This window comes from Streptomyces sp. NPDC006335, assembly GCF_040612795.1.
Lineage (GTDB): Bacteria > Actinomycetota > Actinomycetes > Streptomycetales > Streptomycetaceae > Streptomyces.
The window spans coordinates 21,397-42,705 of the sequence record NZ_JBEXQX010000015.1 but is presented as its reverse complement, the minus strand read 5'-3'; the positions used below and the strand labels follow the sequence as shown (position 1 = coordinate 42,705).

16 protein-coding genes are annotated in these 21,309 nt (G+C 70.2%); 14 read left to right on the top strand and 2 right to left on the bottom strand.

What is annotated here, in order from left to right:
- Positions 1-52 precede the first annotated feature (52 nt).
- On the bottom strand, positions 53-1,222 hold the full coding sequence (locus ABZ098_RS32725; RefSeq protein ID WP_356597355.1) for a bifunctional class I SAM-dependent methyltransferase/NUDIX hydrolase: 1,170 nt from the start codon (positions 1,220-1,222) through the stop codon (positions 53-55).
- A gap of 156 nt (positions 1,223-1,378) precedes the next feature.
- Here ABZ098_RS32725 and ABZ098_RS32720 point away from each other — a divergent pair, with 156 nt between their 5' ends.
- The 9 genes from ABZ098_RS32720 (at position 1,379) to ABZ098_RS32680 (ending at position 12,898) form a co-directional block, all read left to right on the top strand.
- Positions 1,379-3,028 (top strand): cellulase family glycosylhydrolase, encoded by a 1,650-nt coding sequence (locus ABZ098_RS32720; RefSeq protein ID WP_356597354.1) that lies wholly within the window; start codon positions 1,379-1,381, stop codon positions 3,026-3,028.
- Between the two features lie 157 nt (positions 3,029-3,185).
- Positions 3,186-5,237 carry a discoidin domain-containing protein gene (locus ABZ098_RS32715; protein ID WP_356597352.1) on the top strand — a complete coding sequence of 684 codons (2,052 nt, stop codon included), beginning with the start codon at positions 3,186-3,188 and terminating at the stop codon, positions 5,235-5,237.
- 15 nt (positions 5,238-5,252) lie between these two features.
- On the top strand, positions 5,253-5,843 hold the full coding sequence (locus ABZ098_RS32710) for a TetR family transcriptional regulator (RefSeq protein WP_356597350.1): 591 nt from the start codon (positions 5,253-5,255) through the stop codon (positions 5,841-5,843).
- Between the two features lie 68 nt (positions 5,844-5,911).
- On the top strand, positions 5,912-6,259 hold the full coding sequence (locus ABZ098_RS32705; protein WP_356597348.1) for a VOC family protein: 348 nt from the start codon (positions 5,912-5,914) through the stop codon (positions 6,257-6,259).
- A gap of 54 nt (positions 6,260-6,313) precedes the next feature.
- Positions 6,314-8,692 carry an excinuclease ABC subunit UvrA gene (locus ABZ098_RS32700; protein WP_356597346.1) on the top strand — a complete coding sequence of 793 codons (2,379 nt, stop codon included), beginning with the start codon at positions 6,314-6,316 and terminating at the stop codon, positions 8,690-8,692.
- 169 nt (positions 8,693-8,861) lie between these two features.
- Positions 8,862-9,947, top strand: coding sequence for an S-(hydroxymethyl)mycothiol dehydrogenase (locus ABZ098_RS32695; RefSeq protein ID WP_356597344.1), 1,086 nt, complete (start codon positions 8,862-8,864; stop codon positions 9,945-9,947).
- A gap of 160 nt (positions 9,948-10,107) precedes the next feature.
- Positions 10,108-10,470 (top strand): bifunctional 3-phenylpropionate/cinnamic acid dioxygenase ferredoxin subunit, encoded by a 363-nt coding sequence (locus ABZ098_RS32690; protein ID WP_356597342.1) that lies wholly within the window; start codon positions 10,108-10,110, stop codon positions 10,468-10,470.
- Positions 10,467-11,627: an FAD-dependent oxidoreductase gene (locus ABZ098_RS32685; protein WP_356597340.1), complete on the top strand. Its 1,161-nt coding sequence runs from the start codon at positions 10,467-10,469 to the stop codon at positions 11,625-11,627. Before ABZ098_RS32690 ends, ABZ098_RS32685 begins: the two co-directional genes overlap by 4 nt.
- Before the next feature lie 125 nt (positions 11,628-11,752).
- Positions 11,753-12,898: an aromatic ring-hydroxylating dioxygenase subunit alpha gene (locus ABZ098_RS32680; RefSeq protein WP_356597338.1), complete on the top strand. Its 1,146-nt coding sequence runs from the start codon at positions 11,753-11,755 to the stop codon at positions 12,896-12,898.
- Here ABZ098_RS32680 and ABZ098_RS32675 read toward each other — a convergent pair.
- Entirely contained in the window at positions 12,886-13,632 is a 747-nt protein-coding gene (locus ABZ098_RS32675; protein WP_356597517.1) for an IclR family transcriptional regulator, read from the bottom strand. The genes ABZ098_RS32680 and ABZ098_RS32675 overlap by 13 nt on opposite strands.
- A 208-nt stretch (positions 13,633-13,840) precedes the next feature.
- On the opposite strand from ABZ098_RS32675, the gene betA reads away from it, so the two are divergent.
- The 5 genes from betA (at position 13,841) to ABZ098_RS32650 (ending at position 21,266) form a co-directional block, all read left to right on the top strand.
- Positions 13,841-15,511, top strand: a complete 1,671-nt coding sequence (gene betA, locus ABZ098_RS32670) for a choline dehydrogenase (protein WP_356597336.1) — start codon at positions 13,841-13,843, stop codon at positions 15,509-15,511.
- Between the two features lie 184 nt (positions 15,512-15,695).
- Complete coding sequence (locus ABZ098_RS32665; RefSeq protein ID WP_356597334.1) at positions 15,696-17,165, top strand: aldehyde dehydrogenase family protein; 1,470 nt, start codon at positions 15,696-15,698, stop codon at positions 17,163-17,165.
- Between the two features lie 20 nt (positions 17,166-17,185).
- Positions 17,186-18,274, top strand: coding sequence for a glycine betaine/L-proline ABC transporter ATP-binding protein (locus ABZ098_RS32660; RefSeq protein WP_356597332.1), 1,089 nt, complete (start codon positions 17,186-17,188; stop codon positions 18,272-18,274).
- Positions 18,274-20,283 carry an ABC transporter permease subunit gene (locus tag ABZ098_RS32655; RefSeq protein WP_356597330.1) on the top strand — a complete coding sequence of 670 codons (2,010 nt, stop codon included), beginning with the start codon at positions 18,274-18,276 and terminating at the stop codon, positions 20,281-20,283. Before ABZ098_RS32660 ends, ABZ098_RS32655 begins: the two co-directional genes overlap by 1 nt.
- 17 nt (positions 20,284-20,300) lie before the next feature.
- Positions 20,301-21,266 (top strand): ABC transporter substrate-binding protein, encoded by a 966-nt coding sequence (locus ABZ098_RS32650; protein ID WP_356597328.1) that lies wholly within the window; start codon positions 20,301-20,303, stop codon positions 21,264-21,266.
- Positions 21,267-21,309: the final 43 nt, after the last annotated feature.

Here is a 21,309-nt window from a genome sequence, read left to right as displayed (position 1 = left end):
GAAGTTTCCCGGCCGCGCCGGGCGACCCTGAGGCTCTGGAGGTACCGAAGCACTACTGGTCCGCGTACGCCGTGAAGTGGGCCGGAGTGTGGTCGATCGGCAGGTCAGGGCGCCAGGCGGTCAGGCCCTGGGCGCTGCACACGAAGAGGTTCTCGGGGAGCCGGTCCAGGGGGAACCAGCGCCAGTCGCCGACGCGTTCGTCCGGCTGGTCGCAGGGCTCGCCCCACCAGGCGGTGACCTGGGTGGCCACGGTCATCCGCACCACGCCGTCGACGTCGTCCAGGAGCGTGCCGAGGAGCCGGACGTCGGCGGGGCGGGCCTCGATCCCGGTCTCCTCGCGGAGTTCGCGCACGACCGTCTCCTCCAGTGACTCCCCGGGTTCCACCGTGCCGCCGGGCAGCTCCCAGGTGCCGCGTCGGTGCCGGCCGAGAAGCAGCCCCTCGGGGCCGTACAGGATGGCGCCGACGCCGATGGCCGCGTGCGGCACCGGCCCTCGGTTCGTGCGCGGGCGGGAGGAGACCCGGACGGGACGGGTCGCCCGGAAGATCCGGTACGAGGCGTGGTTGCCCTCCTCCGGCGCGTCCAGGACGTCCACGCCCTCGACCCGCAGCCCGTGTTCGCCGAGCAGGTCCGTCCAGAGCTCCGGAGTCAGCACCCACATCCGCACGGCCACCTCCCCGCCCCCGGCCAGCCGCAGGATCTCGGGCCGGGACTCGACGACCGACGAGGGCCCGTCACCGCGCGAGTTGGTGTGCAGCACGGTGAAGCACAGCGTTCCGCCGGGCCGGAGCGCCCCGGCGAGGACGGGCAGCAGTCGGCGGGGGTCGATGTACGGCACCGCGTTGACGGAGTAGACGACGTCGTACGGCTGCGCGGTGCCGAGGTGGTCGACGGCGTCGGCGTTGATCAGGCGCAGGCCGGACAGGGAGTCGTAGCGGGCACGGGCACGTGCGACCTGCGTGGGGGAGGAGTCGACCGCGTCCACCGAGGCGCCGTACGACCGGACGAGGTGCGCCGCGTGCCGGCCCGGGCCGCAGCCGAGGTCCAGTACCCGCCGCCCGGTGAGCTCGCCGAGGATCTCGGCGCCCGGGCCGGTGCCCCACAGCCCCCAGTCGAACCGCTCCAGCTCCGGCAGCACGGTGCCGCGCCGCAGATGGTGGTCGCCGTAGGCGCGCCAGGCCTCGGCGTTGACGGTGTCGGGGCCGACGGGTCGCGTGGTCAACGTGCCTCCCGGGTGCGGTGGTCGAGGCTCGGAACTCTATGCGCGGCCACCACCCTTTGCCGTCCCGCATCTTGACGTGTACTTGACGCATTGGCTTCCATGGGAGCGCTCCCATACTCCTCCCTGTCGATTGCCTCACCCACCTCTGGAGCCGCAGTGAGAAGAACCGGAAAGAGCCCCTTAGCCACCCTTCTGGCCCGGCTGGCCGCCCTCGTCGGACTCGTGGTGCTCGGCGCCCTCTGCCCGGGCACGGCCCAGGCCGCCGAGGAGCCCGCCACCCGGGCCGCCGGTCTGCACATCAGCGACGGCCGACTGGTCGAGGCCAACGGCAACGACTTCGTCATGCGCGGGGTCAACCACGCCCACACCTGGTACCCGAACGAACTGGACTCGCTGGCCGACATCAAGGCGCAGGGCGCCAACACCGTCCGGGTGGTCCTCGCCGACGGCCACCGCTGGACCGCCAACAGCGCCGCGGACGTGGCCGACGTCATCGCGCAGTGCAAGGCGAACAAGCTCATCTGCGTCCTGGAGGTGCACGACACCACCGGCTACGGCGAGGACAGCGCCGCCGGCACCCTCGACCAGGCCGCCGACTACTGGATCGGCCTGAAGAACGTGCTGGCCGGCCAGGAGAACTACATCATCATCAACATCGGCAACGAGCCCTGGGGCAACACCGACCCCGCGGGCTGGACCGCCCCGACCATCGCCGCGATCCAGAAGCTCCGGGCCGCCGGCTTCGAGCACACGATCATGGTCGACGCGCCCAACTGGGGCCAGGACTGGCAGCAGGTCATGCGCACCAACGCCAAGTCCGTGTACGCGGCCGACACCACCGGCAACCTGATCTTCTCGATCCACATGTACAGCGTCTTCGACACCGCGGCGGAGATCACCGACTACCTGAACGCGTTCGTGAGCGCCAAACTGCCCATCCTCATCGGGGAGTTCGGCGGCCCCGCCGACCAGTGGGGCGATCCGGACGAGGACACCATGATGGCCACCGCCGAGCAGCTCGACATCGGCTATCTGGCCTGGTCCTGGAGCGGCAACACCGATCCGATCCTCGACCTGGTCCTCAACTTCGACCCGGCGCAGATGACGGCGTGGGGCAAGCGGATCTTCACCGGCGTCAACGGCATCGCACAGACCGCCAAGGAGGCCACGATCTTCGGCGGCGGCTCCGCCGACACCCAGGCGCCGACCGCTCCCGGCACCCCGGCCGCCTCCGCGGTGACGGCTTCCTCCGCCCGCCTGACCTGGACGGCGTCCACTGACAACGTTGGCGTCACCGGGTACGACGTCGTGCGCGTCAGCGGCTCCACCGAGACGACGGTCGCGTCCGCCACCGGTACCTCGGTGACGGTGACCGGCCTGAGCGCCAACACCGCGTACTCCTTCGCCGTGTACGCCCGTGACGCGGCCGGCAACCGCTCGGCCCGCTCGGCGACGGTGAGCGTCACCACCACCGCCACGCCCGCCGGAAGCTGCTCGGTCGGCTACCGCGTGGTCGGCGACTGGCCCGGCGGCTTCCAGGGCGAGATCGTCATCCGCAACACCGGCACCGCCGCGGTCACCGGCTGGAAGCTCGCCTTCGCCTTCGCCAACGGGCAGACCGTCTCCAACATGTGGGGCGGGACCGCCGCGCAGAGCGGTGGCTCGGTGACCGTCACCCCGGCCTCCTACACCAACACCATCGCCGCCGGAGGCTCGGTCACCCTCGGATTCATCGGCAGCAAGGGCGCCACGAACACCGCGCCCGCCGCTTTCACTCTCAACGGAGCGGCCTGCGTGAACGGTTGATGTCCCCCAGTTATCAGGTCAACTGTCCCGGACTCTTGACTCGGAACGCGCTCGGTCGCGATCCTCGACGCATCTATTGCGCCGGTCATGACAATTCCAAGGGCAGTCAAAACGCCCTCGGTCGACGGCGCCTCCCGCCGACCGAGGGACGTGGGCCATGGCCGGACGCACCTGCCGCCGACGCAAGAACATCACCGTCACCTCCCTGCTCTTCCTGGTGCTGGCCACGATCCTGGGCCCCACGCCGAGTTCGGCGGCCACCGACTGGTGGACACCGACCGCACGGCCCACGCCCGACGCCCAGCCCAACGTCACCGGAGCGCCCTTCACCGGCACCGACTCCGCGGGCCAGGTGCGCGGGTTCGTCGACGCCCACAACCACCTCTTCTCCAACGAGGCCTTCGGCGGGCGGCTGATCTGCGGGAAGGTGTTCTCCGAGTCCGGAGTCGCCGACGCGCTCAAGGACTGCCCCGAGCACTACCCGGACGGCACCCTCGCGATCTTCGACTACATCACCCACGGCGGCGACGGCAAGCACGACCCGACCGGCTGGCCGACCTTCAAGGACTGGCCGGCGTACGACTCGATGACCCATCAGGCCAACTACTACGCCTGGGTGGAGCGGGCGTGGCGCGGCGGCCAGCGGGTGCTCGTCAACGACCTCGTCACCAACGGGATGATCTGCTCGGTCTACCCCTTCAAGGACCGCGGTTGTGACGAGATGACCTCGATCCGCCTCCAGGCCAAGCTCACCTACGACCTCCAGGCCTTCATCGACAAGATGTACGGCGGCCCCGGCAAGGGCTGGTTCCGGATCGTCACCGACAGCGCGCAGGCCCGACAGGTCGTCCAGCAGGGCAAGTTGGCCGTCGTCCTCGGCGTCGAGACCTCCGAGCCCTTCGGCTGCAAGCAGATCCTGGACATCGGCCAGTGCAGCAAGGCGGACATCGACAAGGGCCTCGACGAGCTGTACGGGCTCGGCGTGCGCTCGATGTTCCTGTGCCACAAGTTCGACAACGCCCTGTGCGGGGTCCGCTTCGACGAGGGCGGCCTCGGAACCGCCATCAACGTCGGGCAGTTCCTGTCCACCGGCACCTTCTGGCAGACCGAGGCATGCAAGGGCCCGCAGCACGACAACCCCATCGGTACGGCGGCCTCGGAGGCGGAGGCCGACCTGCCGGCCGGCGTCGAGGTCCCGGAGTACGACAAGGCCGCGCAGTGCAATGTCCGCGGGCTCACCGATCTCGGCGAGTACGCCGTGCGCGGGATGATGAAACGCAAGATGATGCTCGAGATCGACCACATGAGCGTCAAGGCGACCGGCCAGGTCCTCGACATCTTCGAGGCCGCGAACTACCCGGGCGTGCTCTCCTCGCACAGCTGGATGGACCTCAACTGGACCGAGCGGGTCTACTCCCTCGGCGGTTTCGTCGCCCAGTACATGCACGGCTCCGAAGGGTTCGCCGCCGAGGCGAAGCGTACGAACGCCCTGCGCGACAAGTACGGCGTGGGATACGGCTACGGCACCGACTTCAACGGCATCGGCGACCACCCCGCCCCGCGCGGGGCGGACGCCGCGAACAAGGTGACGTACCCCTTCAAGAGCGTCGACGGCGGATCGGTGATCGACAAGCAGGTCTCCGGGCAGCGCACCTTCGACTTCAACACCGACGGGGCCGCCCATGTCGGCATGATCCCCGACTGGATCGAGGACATCCGGCTCGTCGGCGGGCAGGACGTGGTCGACGACCTGTTCCGGGGCGCCGAGTCCTACCTGGACACCTGGGGCGCCTCCGAGCGGCACCAGGCGTCCGTGAACCTCGCGAGCGGCAGGGCGGCGACGGCGAGTTCGTCCGAGTCCAACCCGTTCACCAGCTACCAGCCGGGCCGTGCCGTGGACGGCGACGACTCCAGCCGCTGGGCGAGCGACTGGAGCGACGACCAGTGGTGGCAGGTCGACCTGGGCTCCACCCACCTGGTCTCCAAGGTCACGCTCGACTGGGAGCGGGCGTACGGGAAGTCGTACCGGATCGAGCTGTCGACGGACGGGACGAACTGGCGGAGCGTGTGGGCCACGACCTCCGGGGACGGGGGTCTGGACACCGCCAAGTTCGCGGGCACACCGGCCCGTCACGTCCGGGTCCACGGTCTCGGGCGTGGCACCGACTGGGGATACTCGCTCCACGAGGTGGGCGTCCACAGCGGCTGAGACAGGGGTTCTTCCATGGCACGCATGCCGTCGGCCGAGCGGCGCAGACAGCTGACGGAAGCGGCGATCAGGGCGATGGCCCGGGACGGCGTCGCCAGGACGACGACCCGGTCCATCGCCGCCGAGGCCGGCGTCTCCCTCAGCGTCTTCCACTACTGCTTCGACTCCAAGCAGGCCCTGATCGAGGCCGTGATCACCACGCTCACCGACCACTCGGTGAGCGTGGTCCAGGAGGCACTGCGTCCCCAGGGCACCCTGGAGGAGACCGTCGCCGCCGGTTTCCGGGCCTACTGGGACCATGTCCGCGCCAACCCCGAGGCGCACATGCTCACCTACGAGCTCACCCAGTACGCCCTGCGCGAGCCCGGGTTCGGGCACCTGGCCAGGCGCCAGTACGAGCTCTACGGCGAGGCCTACGCCGAGCTCATCGAGCTGCTCCGCAAGGACATGGACCTGGAGCTGCGGGTGCCCGTGCCCGTCCTGGCCCGCTATCTCGCGGCCATGACCGACGGGCTCACCCTGAACTACCTCGTCCTCGGCGACGCGGCCGCCTGGACGGACATCCTCGACACGGTCACGGCGCACATCGCGGGCCTGGTGCGCTGAGCCCGGCCGAGCCGGACCGATCAGGATTCGAGAAGCGCCGGCCGGGGTGCGTGGCTAGCGTGACGGACATGGACATCCGGATTCGGGCGAGCCTCCTCCCGTACGACGACCCGGAGGCCGCCCTGGCCTTCTACCGGGACGTGCTGGGCTTCGAGGTGCGCGGTGACGTGGGCCGCGGCTGGACACGCCGGATCACGGTCGGGCCCCTCGGCCGGGCCGGTATGTCGGTCGTGCTGCGCCCGGCGGGAGACGACCCCGGGCTCCTGCTCGCCGCCCCCGACCTCGACTCCGTCTTCGAGCGGCTCCAGGCCCGCGCCGAGGTGATCCAGGAGCCGATCGAGCAGCCGTACGGCCTGCGGGACTGCGCCTTCCTGGACCCCGCGGGCCACATGATCCGCGTCCAGGAGCTGCGCTGAGACACGCGCGTCGACATAGTGTTCGAAGTTGTCGAAACGGGAGGACCAGTCACCATGAGCAAGGCCCCGCGGACCGACGCGCCGCACGCCGCTGACACCCATGACCTGATCCGCGTGCACGGGGCGCGCGAGAACAACCTCAAGGACGTCAGCATCGAGATCCCGAAGCGCCGGCTCACGGTGTTCACCGGAGTCTCCGGCTCCGGCAAGAGCTCGCTGGTGTTCGACACCATCGCCGCCGAGTCGCAGCGGCTGATCAACGAGACCTACAGCGCCTTCGTGCAGGGCTTCATGCCGACCCTGGCCCGGCCCGAGGTCGACGTCCTCGACGGTCTGACCACCGCCATCACCGTCGACCAGCAGCGCCTCGGCGGCGACCCGCGCTCCACCGTCGGCACCGTCACCGACACCAACGCGATGCTGCGGATCCTCTTCAGCAGGCTCGGCACCCCGCACATCGGCTCCGCCAAGGCGTTCTCCTTCAACGTCGCCTCGATCAGCGGGGCGGGCGCGGTCACCCTGGAACGCGGCGGACAGACCGTGAAGGAGCGCCGCAGCTTCAACATCGTCGGCGGCATGTGCCCGCGCTGCGAGGGCCGCGGCACGGTCAACGACATCGACCTCACCCAGCTCTACGACGACTCCAAGTCGTTGAACGAGGGCGCCATGACCATCCCCGGCTACAAGGCCGGTGGCTGGAACTACCGCCTCTACAGCGAGTCCGGCTTCTTCGACGCGGACAAGCCGATCCGGAGGTTCACCAAGCGTGAGCTCCAGGACTTCCTGTACCGCGAGCCGACCCGGATGAAGATCGCGGGCATCAACATGACCTACGAGGGTCTCGTCCCGCGCATCCAGAAGTCGATGCTCGCCAAGGACCGCGAGTCGATGCAGCCGCACATCCGCGAGTTCGTGGACCGGGCGATCACCTTCATGGTCTGCCCCGAGTGCGACGGGACCCGACTCAACGAGGGCGCCCGGTCCTCGAAGATCAAGGGGATCAGCATCGCCGACGCCTGCGCGATGCAGATCAGCGATCTCGCCGAGTGGGTGCGGGCGCTGGACGAGCCGTCGGTCGGACCGCTGCTGACCGCGCTGGGGGAGACCCTCGACTCGTTCGTGGAGATCGGGCTCGGCTACCTCTCCCTCGACCGCCCCTCGGGCACGCTGTCCGGCGGCGAGGCGCAGCGCACCAGGATGATCCGGCACCTCGGCTCCTCGCTCACCGATGTCACCTACGTCTTCGACGAGCCGACCATCGGGCTGCACCCCCATGACATCCAGCGCATGAACAACCTGCTGCTGCGCCTGCGGGACAAGGGCAACACGGTGCTCGTCGTGGAGCACAAGCCGGAGACGATCGTGATCGCGGACCATGTCGTCGACCTCGGCCCGGGTGCCGGCACGGCGGGCGGCTCGGTCTGTTTCGAAGGGACCGTGGAGGGGCTGCGGGCCAGCGGCACCGTCACCGGCCGCCACTTCGACGACCGGGCCGGACTCAAGGACACGGTCCGCAAGGCGACCGGCGCCCTGGAGATCCGCGGCGCGAGCACGCACAACCTCCAGGACGTCGACGTCGACATCCCGCTCGGGGTGCTGACCGTGATCACCGGGGTCGCCGGGTCCGGCAAGAGCTCGCTGGTGCACGGGTCGATCCCGGCCACGGAGGGGGTCGTCTCCGTCGACCAGGGCGCCATCCGCGGCTCGCGGCGCAGCAACCCGGCGACGTACACCGGACTGCTGGAGCCGATCCGCAAGGCGTTCGCGAAGGCCAACGGCGTGAAGCCGGCCCTGTTCAGCGCCAACTCCGAGGGGGCCTGTCCCACCTGCAACGGCGCCGGGGTCGTCTACATGGACCTGGCGATGATGGCCGGGGTCGCCACGACCTGCGAGGAGTGCGAGGGGAAGCGGTTCCAGGCCTCCGTGCTGGAGTACCACCTCGGCGGGCGGGACATCAGCGAGGTGCTCGCGATGCCGGTGACGGAGGCGGAGGAGTTCTTCAACACCGGGGAGGCACGCACGCCGGCCGCGCACAAGATCCTGGAACGGCTCTCGGACGTCGGGCTCGGCTACCTCACCCTCGGCCAGCCGCTCACCACGCTGTCCGGCGGTGAGCGGCAGCGGCTGAAGCTGGCGACCCACATGGGGGAGAAGGGCGGGATCTACATCCTCGACGAGCCGACCACCGGGCTCCACCTCGCCGATGTCGAGCAGCTCCTCGGCCTGCTCGACCGGCTCGTCGACTCCGGCAAGTCCGTCATCGTCGTCGAGCACCACCAGGCGGTCATGGCCCACGCCGACTGGATCATCGACCTCGGTCCGGGCGCGGGCCACGACGGCGGACGGATCGTGTTCGAGGGGACGCCGGCGGAGCTCGTGGCCACGGGGGGCACGCTCACGGCGGAGCATCTGGCGGCGTACGTGGGGGAGTGACGGCGGGATCCGGCCGGGGACGGGGAGACCGGAAGCGACCCGTGCCCCCGCCTGCCGCCCGGCCGGAACCGACCTCTTGACCCTTGGCCCACCCTCCTCGATGCTCAGTTGCGCATAGCGATACGTGTCGCGAATGAGGCAACCGAGAGTGCAGTCGGAGGAGTGACCCATGGCTCATGAGGTTCGTGCTGTCGTAGCCCGCGCGAAGGGCGCCCCCGTCTCCGTCGAGACGATCGTGGTCCCCGACCCCGGTCCCGGCGAGGCCCTGGTGAAGGTCGAGGCCTGCGGGGTCTGCCACACCGACCTCCACTACCGGGAGGGCGGCATCAACGACGACTTCCCCTTCCTGCTGGGCCACGAGGCGGCCGGGCGCGTCGAAGCCGTCGGGGAGGGGGTCACCGGCGTGGAGCCGGGCGACTTCGTCGTCCTCAACTGGCGTGCGGTGTGCGGCAAGTGCCGGGCCTGCGCCAAGGGCAGGCCCTGGTACTGCTTCGACACCCACAACGCGACCCAGCCCATGACCCTGCTCGACGGCACCCCGCTCGCGCCCGCCCTCGGCATCGGGGCCTTCGCGGAGAAAACCCTGGTCGCCGCAGGGCAGTGCACCAAGGTGGACCCGGCGGCCCCGGCGACCGCCGCGGGACTGCTCGGCTGCGGTGTCATGGCGGGCTTCGGCGCGGCCGTGAACACCGGCGCCGTCGGCCGCGGGGACTCCGTCGCCGTCATCGGCTGCGGCGGGGTCGGCATGGCCGCCGTCGCCGGGGCGCGGCTGGCCGGCGCGACCAAGGTCATCGCCGTCGACGTCGACCCGCGCAAGCTGGAACGGGCCCGGGGGATGGGGGCCACCCACACCGTCGACGGCTCGGCCACCGACGTCGTCGCGGCCGTGCGCGAACTGACCGGCGGCTTCGGCGCCGACGTGGTCGTGGAAGCCGTCGGCCGCCCCGAGACGTACCGGCAGGCCTTCTACGCCCGCGACCTCGCCGGCACCGTCGTCCTGGTGGGCGTGCCCACCCCGGAGATGACACTTGAGCTGCCGCTGCTCGACGTGTTCGGGCGCGGTGGCGCCCTGAAGTCCAGCTGGTACGGCGACTGTCTGCCCTCCCGGGACTTCCCGGCACTCGTCGACCTCTACCTGGACGGGCGCTTCGACCTGGACGCGTTCGTCTCCGAGACCATCGGCCTCGGGGACGTGGAGAAGGCGTTCGAGAAGATGCGCCGCGGCGAGGTGCTGCGCTCCGTGGTGGTCCTGTGAGAGGGCACACTGAGTTGCCTATGTCGCATGACGTTGCGCAAAGAGCAACGGTGATTTCCGTGCGGCTCCGGTCTCTGGACGCCTTGACAAGGGTTTGCGGGCGCCCTCAAACTGACGTTGCGTTCAACGCAATCCGTTTCGCTATACGCACCGAGGTGTCATGATGATTCCCGCGTGCCGTCTCGTGGATCTTCCCCGAGGCGAGGCCTACCGGCTCGACATCGATCCGCCGGTCTCGGTGTTCCACACCGACGACGGCGAGGTCTTCGCCATCGACGACACCTGCACCCATCAGGACGCCTCGCTCGCCGACGGCTGGCTGGAGGGCTGCGAGGTCGAATGCCCGCTGCACGCCTCGAAGTTCGACCTGCGCACGGGCATCGTGGACGCCCCGCCGGCCAAGCGCCCGGTCCGCACCCACGAGGTCCACGTCGAGGACGGCATGATCTACGTCCGGCTCTCCCTGGACGCCCCCAACCTGCCGCCCTGCGTCACGGCCCGGCTCGCCGGCGGACCCGCGTGAGGACGGTCGCCGTGGTCGGCGCCTCGCTCGCCGGCCTGTCGGCGGCCCGCGCCCTGCGCAAGCAGGGCTACGACGGGCGGCTCGTCGTCATCGGCGACGAACTCCACCGCCCGTACGACAGGCCCCCGCTGTCCAAGGAGTTCCTGGCCGGCTCCCTGGCCGAGACCGATCTCGCGCTGGAGCCGGGCGACGAGGACCTGCGGGCCGAGTGGCTGCTCGGCGTCCGCGCCGTCGGCCTCGACGGCCCGGGGCGCGCCGTACGGCTGGCCGACGGCAGCGAGGTACGGGCGGACGGCGTCGTCATCGCGACCGGCGCCGCCGCCCGCACCCTTCCCGGCACCGACGCCCTGGCCGGGGTGCACACCCTGCGCACCCTGGACGACGCCCGCGCCCTGCGCGACGAACTCGCCCTCGGGGGACGGCTGGTGGTGATCGGCGGCGGCTTCATCGGCGCCGAGGTCGCCTCCACCGCGTACGCCCTCGGGCTCGACGTGACCGTCGTGGAGGCGGCCCCGACCCCGCTGGCCGGACCGCTGGGCGAGACCATGGGCGGGATCGTCTCCGCCCTCCACGCCGACCACGGCGTACGGCTGTTGTGCGGGGTGGGTGTCAAGGGGCTGCGCGGTGGGAGCCGGGTCGACGCCGTCCTGCTGGAGGACGGCCGCAGCCTCCCGGCCGACATCGTGGTCGTGGGGGTCGGCGCGCGCCCGTGCGTGGAGTGGCTCGCGGGCTCCGGGCTCGTACTCGACGACGGCGTCACCTGCGGCGCCGACGGCCGCACCGGCCTGCCCGGTGTGGTCGCGGTCGGTGACTGCGCCTCCTGGTACGACCCGCGCGTGGGCCTGCACCGCCGCGTCGAGCACTGGACCGGCGCCCGGGAGCGGCCCGACGCGGCCGTGACCGCGCTGCTTGCGGGCGGCGCGGTGGAACCGAGCCCGCCGAGGCCGCCGTACTTCTGGTCGGACCAGTACGGCGTGAAGATCCAGTTCGCCGGTCACGCGGCCGCAGCCGACAGCGTGACCATCGAGGAGGGCGCCCGGGACGAGCGCAACGTCCTGGCCGTCTACCGGCGCTCCGGGCACCCGGTCGCCGTGCTCGGGATGAACCAGCCGCGGCTGTTCACGCGCTGGCGCAAGCAGCTCGCCGCCGCGGCCTGACAGCACTCGCCAGCCGCCTGCCCACACGGTCCGACAGCGCCGCCGCTGTCGCTCCGCACAGAACGCCGTCCGCTCGCCCCGGCGTGCGTGCATCACCGGCCCACGACGTCCCCGAGGAGTGCACTGTGACCTCGACCAGCCTGCCGGACAGCCTGATCGCCACCCTTCCCGGCATCTCCTACACGGATCCCGCGATCTTCGCCCAGGAGCAGGAACGCATCTTCGAAGCGATGTGGTTCTGCGCCGTCCGCGCCTCCGACCTGCCCAGGCCGGGCTCGTTCAGGACCGTGGAGGTGGGCCGGGAGAGCATCCTGATCACCCGCGCGCGGGACGGTTCGGTGCGCGCCTACTTCAACGTCTGCCGGCACCGGGGCGCCAGGCTGTGCACGGAGGAGTCGGGGGAGGTGAAGCGGGCGTTCCAGTGCCCGTACCACGCCTGGACCTACGACCTGACGGGCAAGCTGGTGGCGGCGCCGAACCTGACGAAGATGCCGGACGTGGGCCGCACCGAGTACGGCCTGGCGAGCGTGGCGGTGCACGAGTGGCTCGGCTACGTGTGGGTGTGCCTCGCCGAGGACCCGCCCCCCTTCGACGACGTCGTCCAGGACGTGGTCACGCGACTCGGCGACACCGAGTCGATCGAGCGCTACGACATCGCGGGGCTGGAGGTCGGCCGGCGGATCGTCTACGACGTCAAGGCCAACTGGAAGCTGATCGTCGAGAACTTCATGGAGTGCTACCACTGCGCGACGATCCATCCCGAACTCACGGAGGTGCTGCCGGAGTTCGCGGACGGATACGCGGCGCAGTACTACGTGGGGCACGGCGCGGAGTTCGGCGAGGACGTCCGGGGGTTCACCGTCGACGGCTCGGAGGGGCTGGACCGTATCCCGGGGGTCTCCGAGGACCAGGACCGCCGGTACTACGCGATCACCGTGCGGCCGCAGGTGTTCGTCAACCTGGTGCCCGACCACGTGATCTTCCACCGGATGTACCCGGTCGCCGCGGACCGCACGATCGTGGAGTGCGACTGGCTGTACCTGCCGCACGTCGTCCGGGGCGGGAAGGACGTCAGCCGCTCGGTGGAGCTCTTCGACCGGGTCAACCGGCAGGACTTCGACGCGTGCGAGCGCACGCAGCCCGGGATGAGCTCACGGCTGTACGCCAAGGGCGGTGTGCTGGTGCCCAGCGAGCACCACATCGGCGAGTTCCACGACTGGGTCCAGGGACGGCTGGGGGCCCGGCCCGGACCGGGGGCTCAGCCCAGGTAGCCCATGCGGTGGCTGATCTCCTCGGCGCCCTTCACCAGGACCGGGGCCAGCTCGTGCAGGCGCTCCTCGGAGAGCCGGTACGCGGGCCCCGAGGCACTGAGCGCCGCGATGACCTCCCCGTCCCGGTCGCGGACCGGCGCGGCCATGGCGTGCAGGCCGAGCTCCAGCTCCTCCAGCGCCCAGGCGTAACCCCGCTCCCGGGCCTCGGCGAGGTTCTTCTCCAGCTTGGTCTTGGCGGTGATGGTGCGCGGGGTGACCTTCTTCAGGCCGGTCTCGGTCAGCAGCGCGGAGCGCTCCTTGGCGGGCAGGTGGGCCAGCAGGATCTTGCCGCTCGACGTGGCGTGCAGCGGGGTGAGCTGGCCGACCCAGTTCTGGGCCGTGACGGCGCCCGGGCCGCGCACCTGGTAGAGGTTCACCGCGTAGCGCTCCTGCATGACCGCGAGGTTCACGGTCTCGCCGAGCTCCTCGGCCAGGTCCTCGCAGACCGGGCGGCTCTGCTGGGTGATGTCGATGCGTCCGGTGACCGCGCCGGCCAGGCGCACGATGCCGAAACCGAGCCGGTACTTGCCGCGCTCGCCCGCCTGTTCCACCAGGCCGCGCGCTTCCAGGGCGCCGAGCAGCCGGAACGCCGTGGACTTGTGAACGTCGATCTCGGCGGCCACCTCGCTGACGCCGGCCTCGCCGCGCTGGGCCAGGATCTCCATCACGTGAATGGCCCGGTCGACGGACTGCACCCCACCGCTCGACGACCCTGTCGTTTCGTTATCCGGGTTGTAGTTGCTCACAACGCAACTATACGGGGGGTAAACAACAAGGGCGTGACTCTGTTTCGCGGACCCCGTGCATGTGTCGTGGAAGTTGCGCGCTTCGCAACCTGGTGCGTATCGCGATACCCGTACTAGCATGCCGCGCGTATCGACGGCGCGAGCGAGACGAGGCACCATGGCTCCTCAGCAGTACGACTTCGTCATCGTCGGTGGTGGATCGGCCGGCAGCGCACTGGCCAACCGGCTCTCCGCCGACCCGGGCAACCGGGTGCTGGTCCTGGAGGCCGGCCGGCCCGACTACCCGTGGGACGTCTTCATCCACATGCCCGCGGCGCTGACCTACCCCATCGGCAGCCGCTTCTACGACTGGAAGTACGAGTCCGAACCCGAGCCGCACATGGGGGGCCGGCGCGTCTACCACGCCCGCGGCAAGGTGCTGGGCGGCTCCAGCAGCATCAACGGCATGATCTTCCAGCGCGGCAACCCCATGGACTACGAGCGCTGGGCCGCCGATCCCGGCATGGAGACCTGGGACTACGCGCACTGTCTGCCGTACTTCAAGCGCATGGAGAACTGCCTCGCGGCCGACCCCGACGACGAGTTCCGCGGCCACGACGGCCCGCTCGTCCTGGAGCGCGGCCCGGCCACCAACCCGCTCTTCGACGCCTTCCTCAAGGCCACCGAGGAAGCCGGGTACACGCCGACCGACGACGTCAACGGCTACCGGCAGGAAGGCTTCGCCAAGTTCGACCGCAACGTCCACCGCGGGCGGCGGCTGTCGGCCTCGAAGGCGTATCTGAAGCCCGCCCGCAGACGCCCCAACCTCACCGTCAGGACCCGCGCCCTCGTCACCCGCGTCCTGTTCGAGGGCAAGCGGGCCGTCGGCGTCGAGTACCGGCGCGGCCGCGGAGCCGTCCAGCAGGTCCGTGCCAAGGAGGTCATCCTCTGCGGCGGCGCCATCAACTCCCCGCAACTGCTCCAGCTCTCCGGCGTCGGCAACGCCGACGAGCTGCGCGCCCTCGGCATCGACGTCGTCCACGACCTGCCGGGCGTCGGCGAGAACATGCAGGACCACCTGGAGGTCTACATCCAGTACGCCTGCAAGCAGCCCGTCTCCATGCAGCCGTACCTCGCGAAATGGCGCGCCCCCTTCATCGGCCTGCAATGGCTGTTCAGGAAGGGCCCGGCCGCCACCAACCACTTCGAGGCCGGCGGGTTCTGCCGCAGCAACGAGGACGTGGACTACCCCAACCTGATGTTCCACTTCCTGCCCATCGCGGTCCGCTACGACGGCTCGGTGCCCGCCGGCGGACACGGCTACCAGGTGCATGTGGGGCCCATGTACTCCGACGCCCTCGGCTCGGTGAAGATCAGGAGCAGGGACCCGGAGGAGCACCCCGCCCTGCGCTTCAACTACCTGTCCACCGAACAGGACCGCCGCGAGTGGGTCGAAGCGATCCGGGTGGCCCGCAAGCTGCTCAACCAGCCCGCGCTGGCCCCCTTCAACGGCGGGGAGATCTCGCCCGGCCCGTCCGTCGAGACCGACGAGGAGATCCTCGCCTGGGTCGCCAAGGACGGCGAGACCGCCCTGCACCCCTCCTGCACCTGCAAGATGGGCACCGACGAGATGGCCGTCGTCGACCCGGCCAGCATGCGTGTGCACGGGGTCGAGGGGCTGCGTGTCGTCGACGCCTCGGTGATGCCCTACGTCACCAACGGCAACATCTACGCGCCGGTGATGATGATCGCGGAGAAGGCGGCCGACCTCATCCTCGGCAAGGAGCCGCTCGCGCCCTCCGAGGCCGTGTACTACCGGCACCGGGACGCTCGTACGCAGGCCGGGTAACGCGGATTTATCGCGGGGCCGCTTGTACCGGAAACCGGCCGGGTTCCCGCCGCGCACACGGCGTCCGCGTGCCCAAACCGTCATCCCCCAACCCCTTGACGTGGGTTGCCGCGTTCTCCAGAGTGTTCCACCACAAGCAATGCGATGCGTCATGCGCAACGAAATCGCTCGAAGGGCTCCCGACGTGGCAGACCTGTACGTGGACGGTGAATGGCGGGAGCCGGTGGCCGGGGGACGCCGGGAGATCCGCTGTCCCGCCGACGGCACCCTCTCCGCCACCGTGTCCGAGGCGACCCGCCCGGACACCGAGGCGGCCGTCGCCGCCGCCCGCCGGGCCTTCGACGAAGGGCCCTGGCCGCGCACTGCCGAGCGGGAGCGGGGCGCCCTGCTGCTGCGCACCGCCGACCTGATCGAGCGCGACGCCAAGGAGTTCGCCCGCGCCGAGTCGCTGGACACCGGCAAGCGGCTGGTGGAGAGCGAGTACGACATCGCCGACGTCGTCTCCTGTCTCCGCTACTACGGCGGGCTCGGCGGCACCGACGCCGGCCGTGTGATCGACACCGGACGGGACGACGCCGTCAGCCGCGTGGTCTACGAGCCGATCGGTGTGTGCGGACTGATCACACCCTGGAACTACCCACTGTTGCAAGCGAGTTGGAAGGTCGCCCCGGCCCTCCTCGCCGGGAACACGATCGTCCTCAAGCCCAGCGAGCTCACCCCCTCCACCTCGATCCTGCTGATGCGGGCGCTGGCGGAGGCCGGACTCCCCGCCGGCGTGGCCAACCTCGTCCTCGGCGCCGGGCCCGAGGCGGGTGCGCCGCTCGCCGAGGACCCCCGTGTCGACATGGTCTCCTTCACCGGGGGCGTGGAGACCGGCAGACGGATCATGGCGACGGCCGCCGCGACCGTGAAGAAGGTCGCGCTGGAACTCGGCGGCAAGAACCCCAACGTCGTCTTCGCCGACGCCGACTTCGAGACGGCCGTGGACTTCGCGCTCACGGCCGTCTTCCTGCACTCCGGGCAGGTCTGCTCGGCCGGTGCCCGGCTCGTCGTCGAGGACTCCCTGCACGACCGGTTCGTCGACGAGGTGGTCCGCCGCGCCCGGCGGATCCGCCTCGGCGGGCCCTTCGACCCCGAGGCCGAGACCGGGGCGCTGATCTCGGCGCGGCACCTGGAGAAGGTCGAGGCGTATGTCGCGGCCGGCCTGGAGGAGGGTGCCGTATTGCGCTGCGGGGGCGCGCGCCCCACCGACCCGGCCCTCGCCGGCGGCCACTACTACCCGCCCACCGTGCTCGACGGGTGCCGCCAGGACATGCGGGTGGTGCACGAGGAGTCCTTCGGGCCGGTGCTCACCGTCGAGCGCTTCACCGGTGAGGACGACGCCGTACGCATCGCCAACGACACCGAGTACGGACTCGCCGGCGCCGTCTGGACGCAGGACGCCGGGAAAGCCCAGCGGGTCGCCCGCCGACTGCGGCACGGCACGGTGTGGATCAACGACTACCACCCCTATGTGCCGCAGGCCGAGTGGGGTGGCTTCGGGCACTCCGGTGTGGGCCGGGAACTGGGACCGACCGGCCTCGACGAGTACCGCGAGCCCAAGCACATCTGGCAGAACATCCAACCCCGGCCGCAGCACTGGTTCCGCGGCTGAACGCCGAGAAGAGGTCGACCATGACCCCAACCCAGACCGAGGTGCCGCCGCGCCGCGGCACCCCCGAGGACGCGGTCCCCACACCCGTCATATCCGTGCGCGGGCTGTGGAAGGTGTTCGGGCCGAAGGCGGACCAGGTACCGGACTCCGAGGAGCTGCGCGGGCTCACCCGCCGCGAACTCATGGACCGCACCGGCTGTACCGCCGCCGTGCGGGACGTGAGCTTCGAGGTCGCGCCCGGCGAGGTCTTCGTCGTCATGGGGCTGTCCGGCTCCGGCAAGTCCACCCTGGTGCGCTGCCTGACCCGGCTGATCGAGCCCACCGCCGGTGAGATCGTCTTCGAGGGTGAGGACATCCGCGACGCCGACGAGAAGCGGCTGCGCGAACTGCGGCGCAGCAAGTTCTCCATGGTCTTCCAGCACTTCGGTCTGCTGCCCCACCGCCGCGTCGTCGACAACGTGGCGTTCGGCCTGGAGATCCGCGGCATGGGCCGGGCCGAGCGCACCAGGCGGGCGCTGGAGGTCGTCGAACTCGTGGGCCTGTCCGGCTACGAGAACTCCTACCCCGACCAGCTCTCCGGCGGCATGCAGCAACGCGTGGGCCTGGCACGGGCGTTGGCGGGCGATCCGGACGTCCTCCTCTTCGACGAGCCGTTCTCGGCGCTCGACCCGTTGATCCGCCGTGACATGCAGAACGAGGTCATCCGGCTGCACCACGAGGTCGGCAAGACGATGGTGTTCATCACCCACGACCTCTCCGAGGCGCTCAAGCTCGGCGACCGCATCCTCATCATGCGGGACGGAAAGACGGTCCAGTGCGGCACCGGTGACGAACTGGTCGGCGCCCCCGCCGACGACTACGTACGCGACTTCGTCAAGGACGTGCCGCGCGGCGATGTGCTGACCCTGCGCTGGATCATGCGCCCGGCAACACCGGAAGATCCCCTGGACGGACCCGAGTTGGGACCGGACGTCGTGGTGAAGGAGGCCACCCGGGCGGTGCTCGCGGCCGAGAAGCCCGTCAAGGTCGTCGAGAACGGCGAACTGCTCGGCATCGTCGGCGACGAGGAGATCCTCGCGGTGGTCGCCGGACAGGAAGGCGACGCCTGATGACCCTCGCCATGGAGAAACCCGAGACATCGGGGGAGGCGCGACAAGCCGCCCCACCCCCGCCCGCCGCCCCCGTACGCCGGGTCAGCCGGTCCATGGTGGTCGGCGCGATCCTGCTGGTCTGGCTCGTCCTGTTCGCCGTACTGCGCGGAAAGCAGACCCTGTCGCTGGCCGCGGCCGACCTCACCGATCTGCACCGCTGGCTCAACGACGTCAACGACTCCATCGGCGCCAACCGCAACTCCAACCCGCTGTTCCTGTACTTCTTCAACGAGATCCGGCTGGTCATCGACAACCTGGTGACCTTCGTGCAGGACCTGATCTCCCAGCCGTCCGGCGACCGCCCGCTCCCGCAGATCGGCTGGCTCGGTGTCGTCGGCCTCGCCGGCTACGTCTCCTGGGCCGTGGCCAACTGGCGGGTCGCGCTGCTGGCCGTCGCCGGCTTCACCTTCCTCGGGCTCCAGGGGCTGTGGCAGGAGAGCATGGACACCCTGGCCCTGACCCTCTCCGCGGTCCTGGTGGCGCTGCTGTTCGCCCTTCCGCTGGGCGTGTGGGCCGGCCTGTCGGAGCGGGTCAACCGGATCGTCACCCCGTTCCTCGACTTCATGCAGACGATGCCGACCTTCGTCTACCTGGCACCGCTGACCCTGATCTTCCTCATCGGCGGGGCCTCCGCCACCATCGCCACCGTCATCTACGCGGCACCCCCGGCCATCCGCATCACCGCGCACGCCATCCGTTCCGTGCCCGCGACGACGGTCGAGGCCGCCGACTCCCTGGGCGCCACCCGCCGGCAGTCACTGCTCAAGGTGCTGCTGCCGATGTCCAAGCGGACCGTGGTGATGGGCGTCAACCAGACCATCATGGCCGCCCTGGCGATGGTCACCATCGCGGCCCTGATCGACGCCCCCGGACTCGGCAAGACCGTCGTCCAGGCCCTCCAGTCCCTTGACGTCGGCACGGCCTTCAACGCGGGCCTCGCCATCGTCGTCATGGCGATCGTCCTGGACCGGGTCACCACCGCGGCGAGCGGACGCGCGGAGGCCGCCCGGCGCTCCGGCAACCCGCTGCTCAAGTGGCGGCGGCACCTGCTCGCCGCCGGGGGAGTGGTGGCGGCCGTACTCGTGTACCTGTCGCACACCTATGTGTGGGCGGCCGAGTTCCCCGGTGACGGCGGCACCGGCAGCACCATCGCCAAGGCCGCGGACGACGTGACCACCTGGGCGCAGGACAACCTGTCGGGCCTGACCAACGGTTTCCGTGACGTGATCACCAACGGCCTGCTCAACCCGTTCCAGAGCCTGCTGACCGACTCCCCGTGGTGGCTCGTCGGCGCGGCCCTGATCGGGATCGCGGTGGTGCTGGGCGGCTGGCGCGCGGGGATCACCACCACCGTGTGCGTGGGGCTCCTGGTCGCCACCGGGCTGTGGTCGGACAGCATGACCACGCTCGCCTCGACCGTCGTGGCGACCGTCCTGGTCATGCTGCTCGGCATGGTCTTCGGGGTGTGGATGGGGCGCAGCGCGCTGGTGGACCGGCTGGTGCGGCCCACCCTCGACGCGGCCCAGGTCATGCCGCCGTTCGTGTACCTCGTGCCGTTCCTCGCCCTGTTCGGCGCGACCCGTTTCACCGCCATCGTCGCCGCGATCGTCTACGCGGCGCCCGTGGCCATCAAGATCATCGCCGACGGGGTGCGGACCGTGCCCGCGACCACCGTCGAGGCGGCCACCTCCGCCGGGTGCAACACCTGGCAGATCATCACCAAGGTCCAGTTGCCGATGGCCCGCGGCGCCCTGACGCTCGCCACCAACCAGGGCCTGATCTACGTGCTGTCGATGGTCGTCGTCGGCGGCCTGGTGGGCGCGGGCGCCCTCGGCTACGACGTGGTGGCCGGCTTCTCCCAGGGACAGCTCTACGGCAAGGGCCTGGCGGCCGGACTCGCCATCGTCCTGCTGGGCGTCATGTTCGACCGGATCACTCAGGCAGCGGCTCGCCGCACCAGCGCATGAATAAGGAGCACTCCACGATGGCAAGACACTGGCGAGCCGGCGCGGCCGGCCTGGCCGTCCTCGGCCTCACCCTCACGGCCTGCGGCGGCGCGAAGGTCGGTGACTCCTCGGAGGCCGGCGGTTCGGGCAGCTCCGGCAAGTGCGGCACCTTCAACCTCGCGGTCAACCCGTGGGTGGGCTACGAGGCCGACGCCGCGGTCGTCGCGTACGTCGCCGAGCACGACCTGAAGTGCAAGGTGACCAAGAAGGACCTCAAGGAGGAGATCGCCTGGCAGGGCTTCGGGACGGGCGAGGTCGACACCGTCCTGGAGAACTGGGGCCACGACGACCTGAAGAAGAAGTACATCACCCAGCAGAAGACGGCCGTGGAGGCCGGTTCGACCGGCAACAAGGGCATCATCGGCTGGTACGTGCCGCCGTGGCTGGCCAAGGCCCACCCGGACATCACCAACTGGAAGAACCTCAACAAGTACGCCGCCAAGTTCAAGACCTCGGAGTCCGGCGGCAAGGGCCAGCTCCTGGACGGCGACCCGTCGTACGTCACCAACGACGAGGCGCTGGTGAAGAACCTGAAGCTGGACTTCAAGGTGGTGTACGCGGGCAGCGAGACCGCGCTGATCCAGGCGTACCGCAACGCCGAGAAGAACAAGCAGTGGGTGATCGGCTACTTCTACGAGCCGCAGTGGTTCCTGTCCGAGGTGCCGCTGGTCAAGGTCGAGCTGCCCGCCTACAAGTCGGGCTGTGACGCCGATCCGGCCAAGGTCGCCTGCGACTACCCCGTCTACGACCTCGACAAGATCGTCAGCGCGAAGTTCGCCAAGTCGGGCAGCCCCGCCTACGACCTGGTGAAGAAGTTCAACTGGACCAACGACGACCAGAACACCGTGGCCAAGTACATCGCGGTGGACAAGATGACGCCGGAGGCGGCGGCCAAGAAGTGGGTCGACGCCAACCGCGCCAAGGTCGACGCCTGGATCAAGTAGTCCTGGACGCCTCAATCGAGCAGTCCTGTCAGGGAGGCCCGGT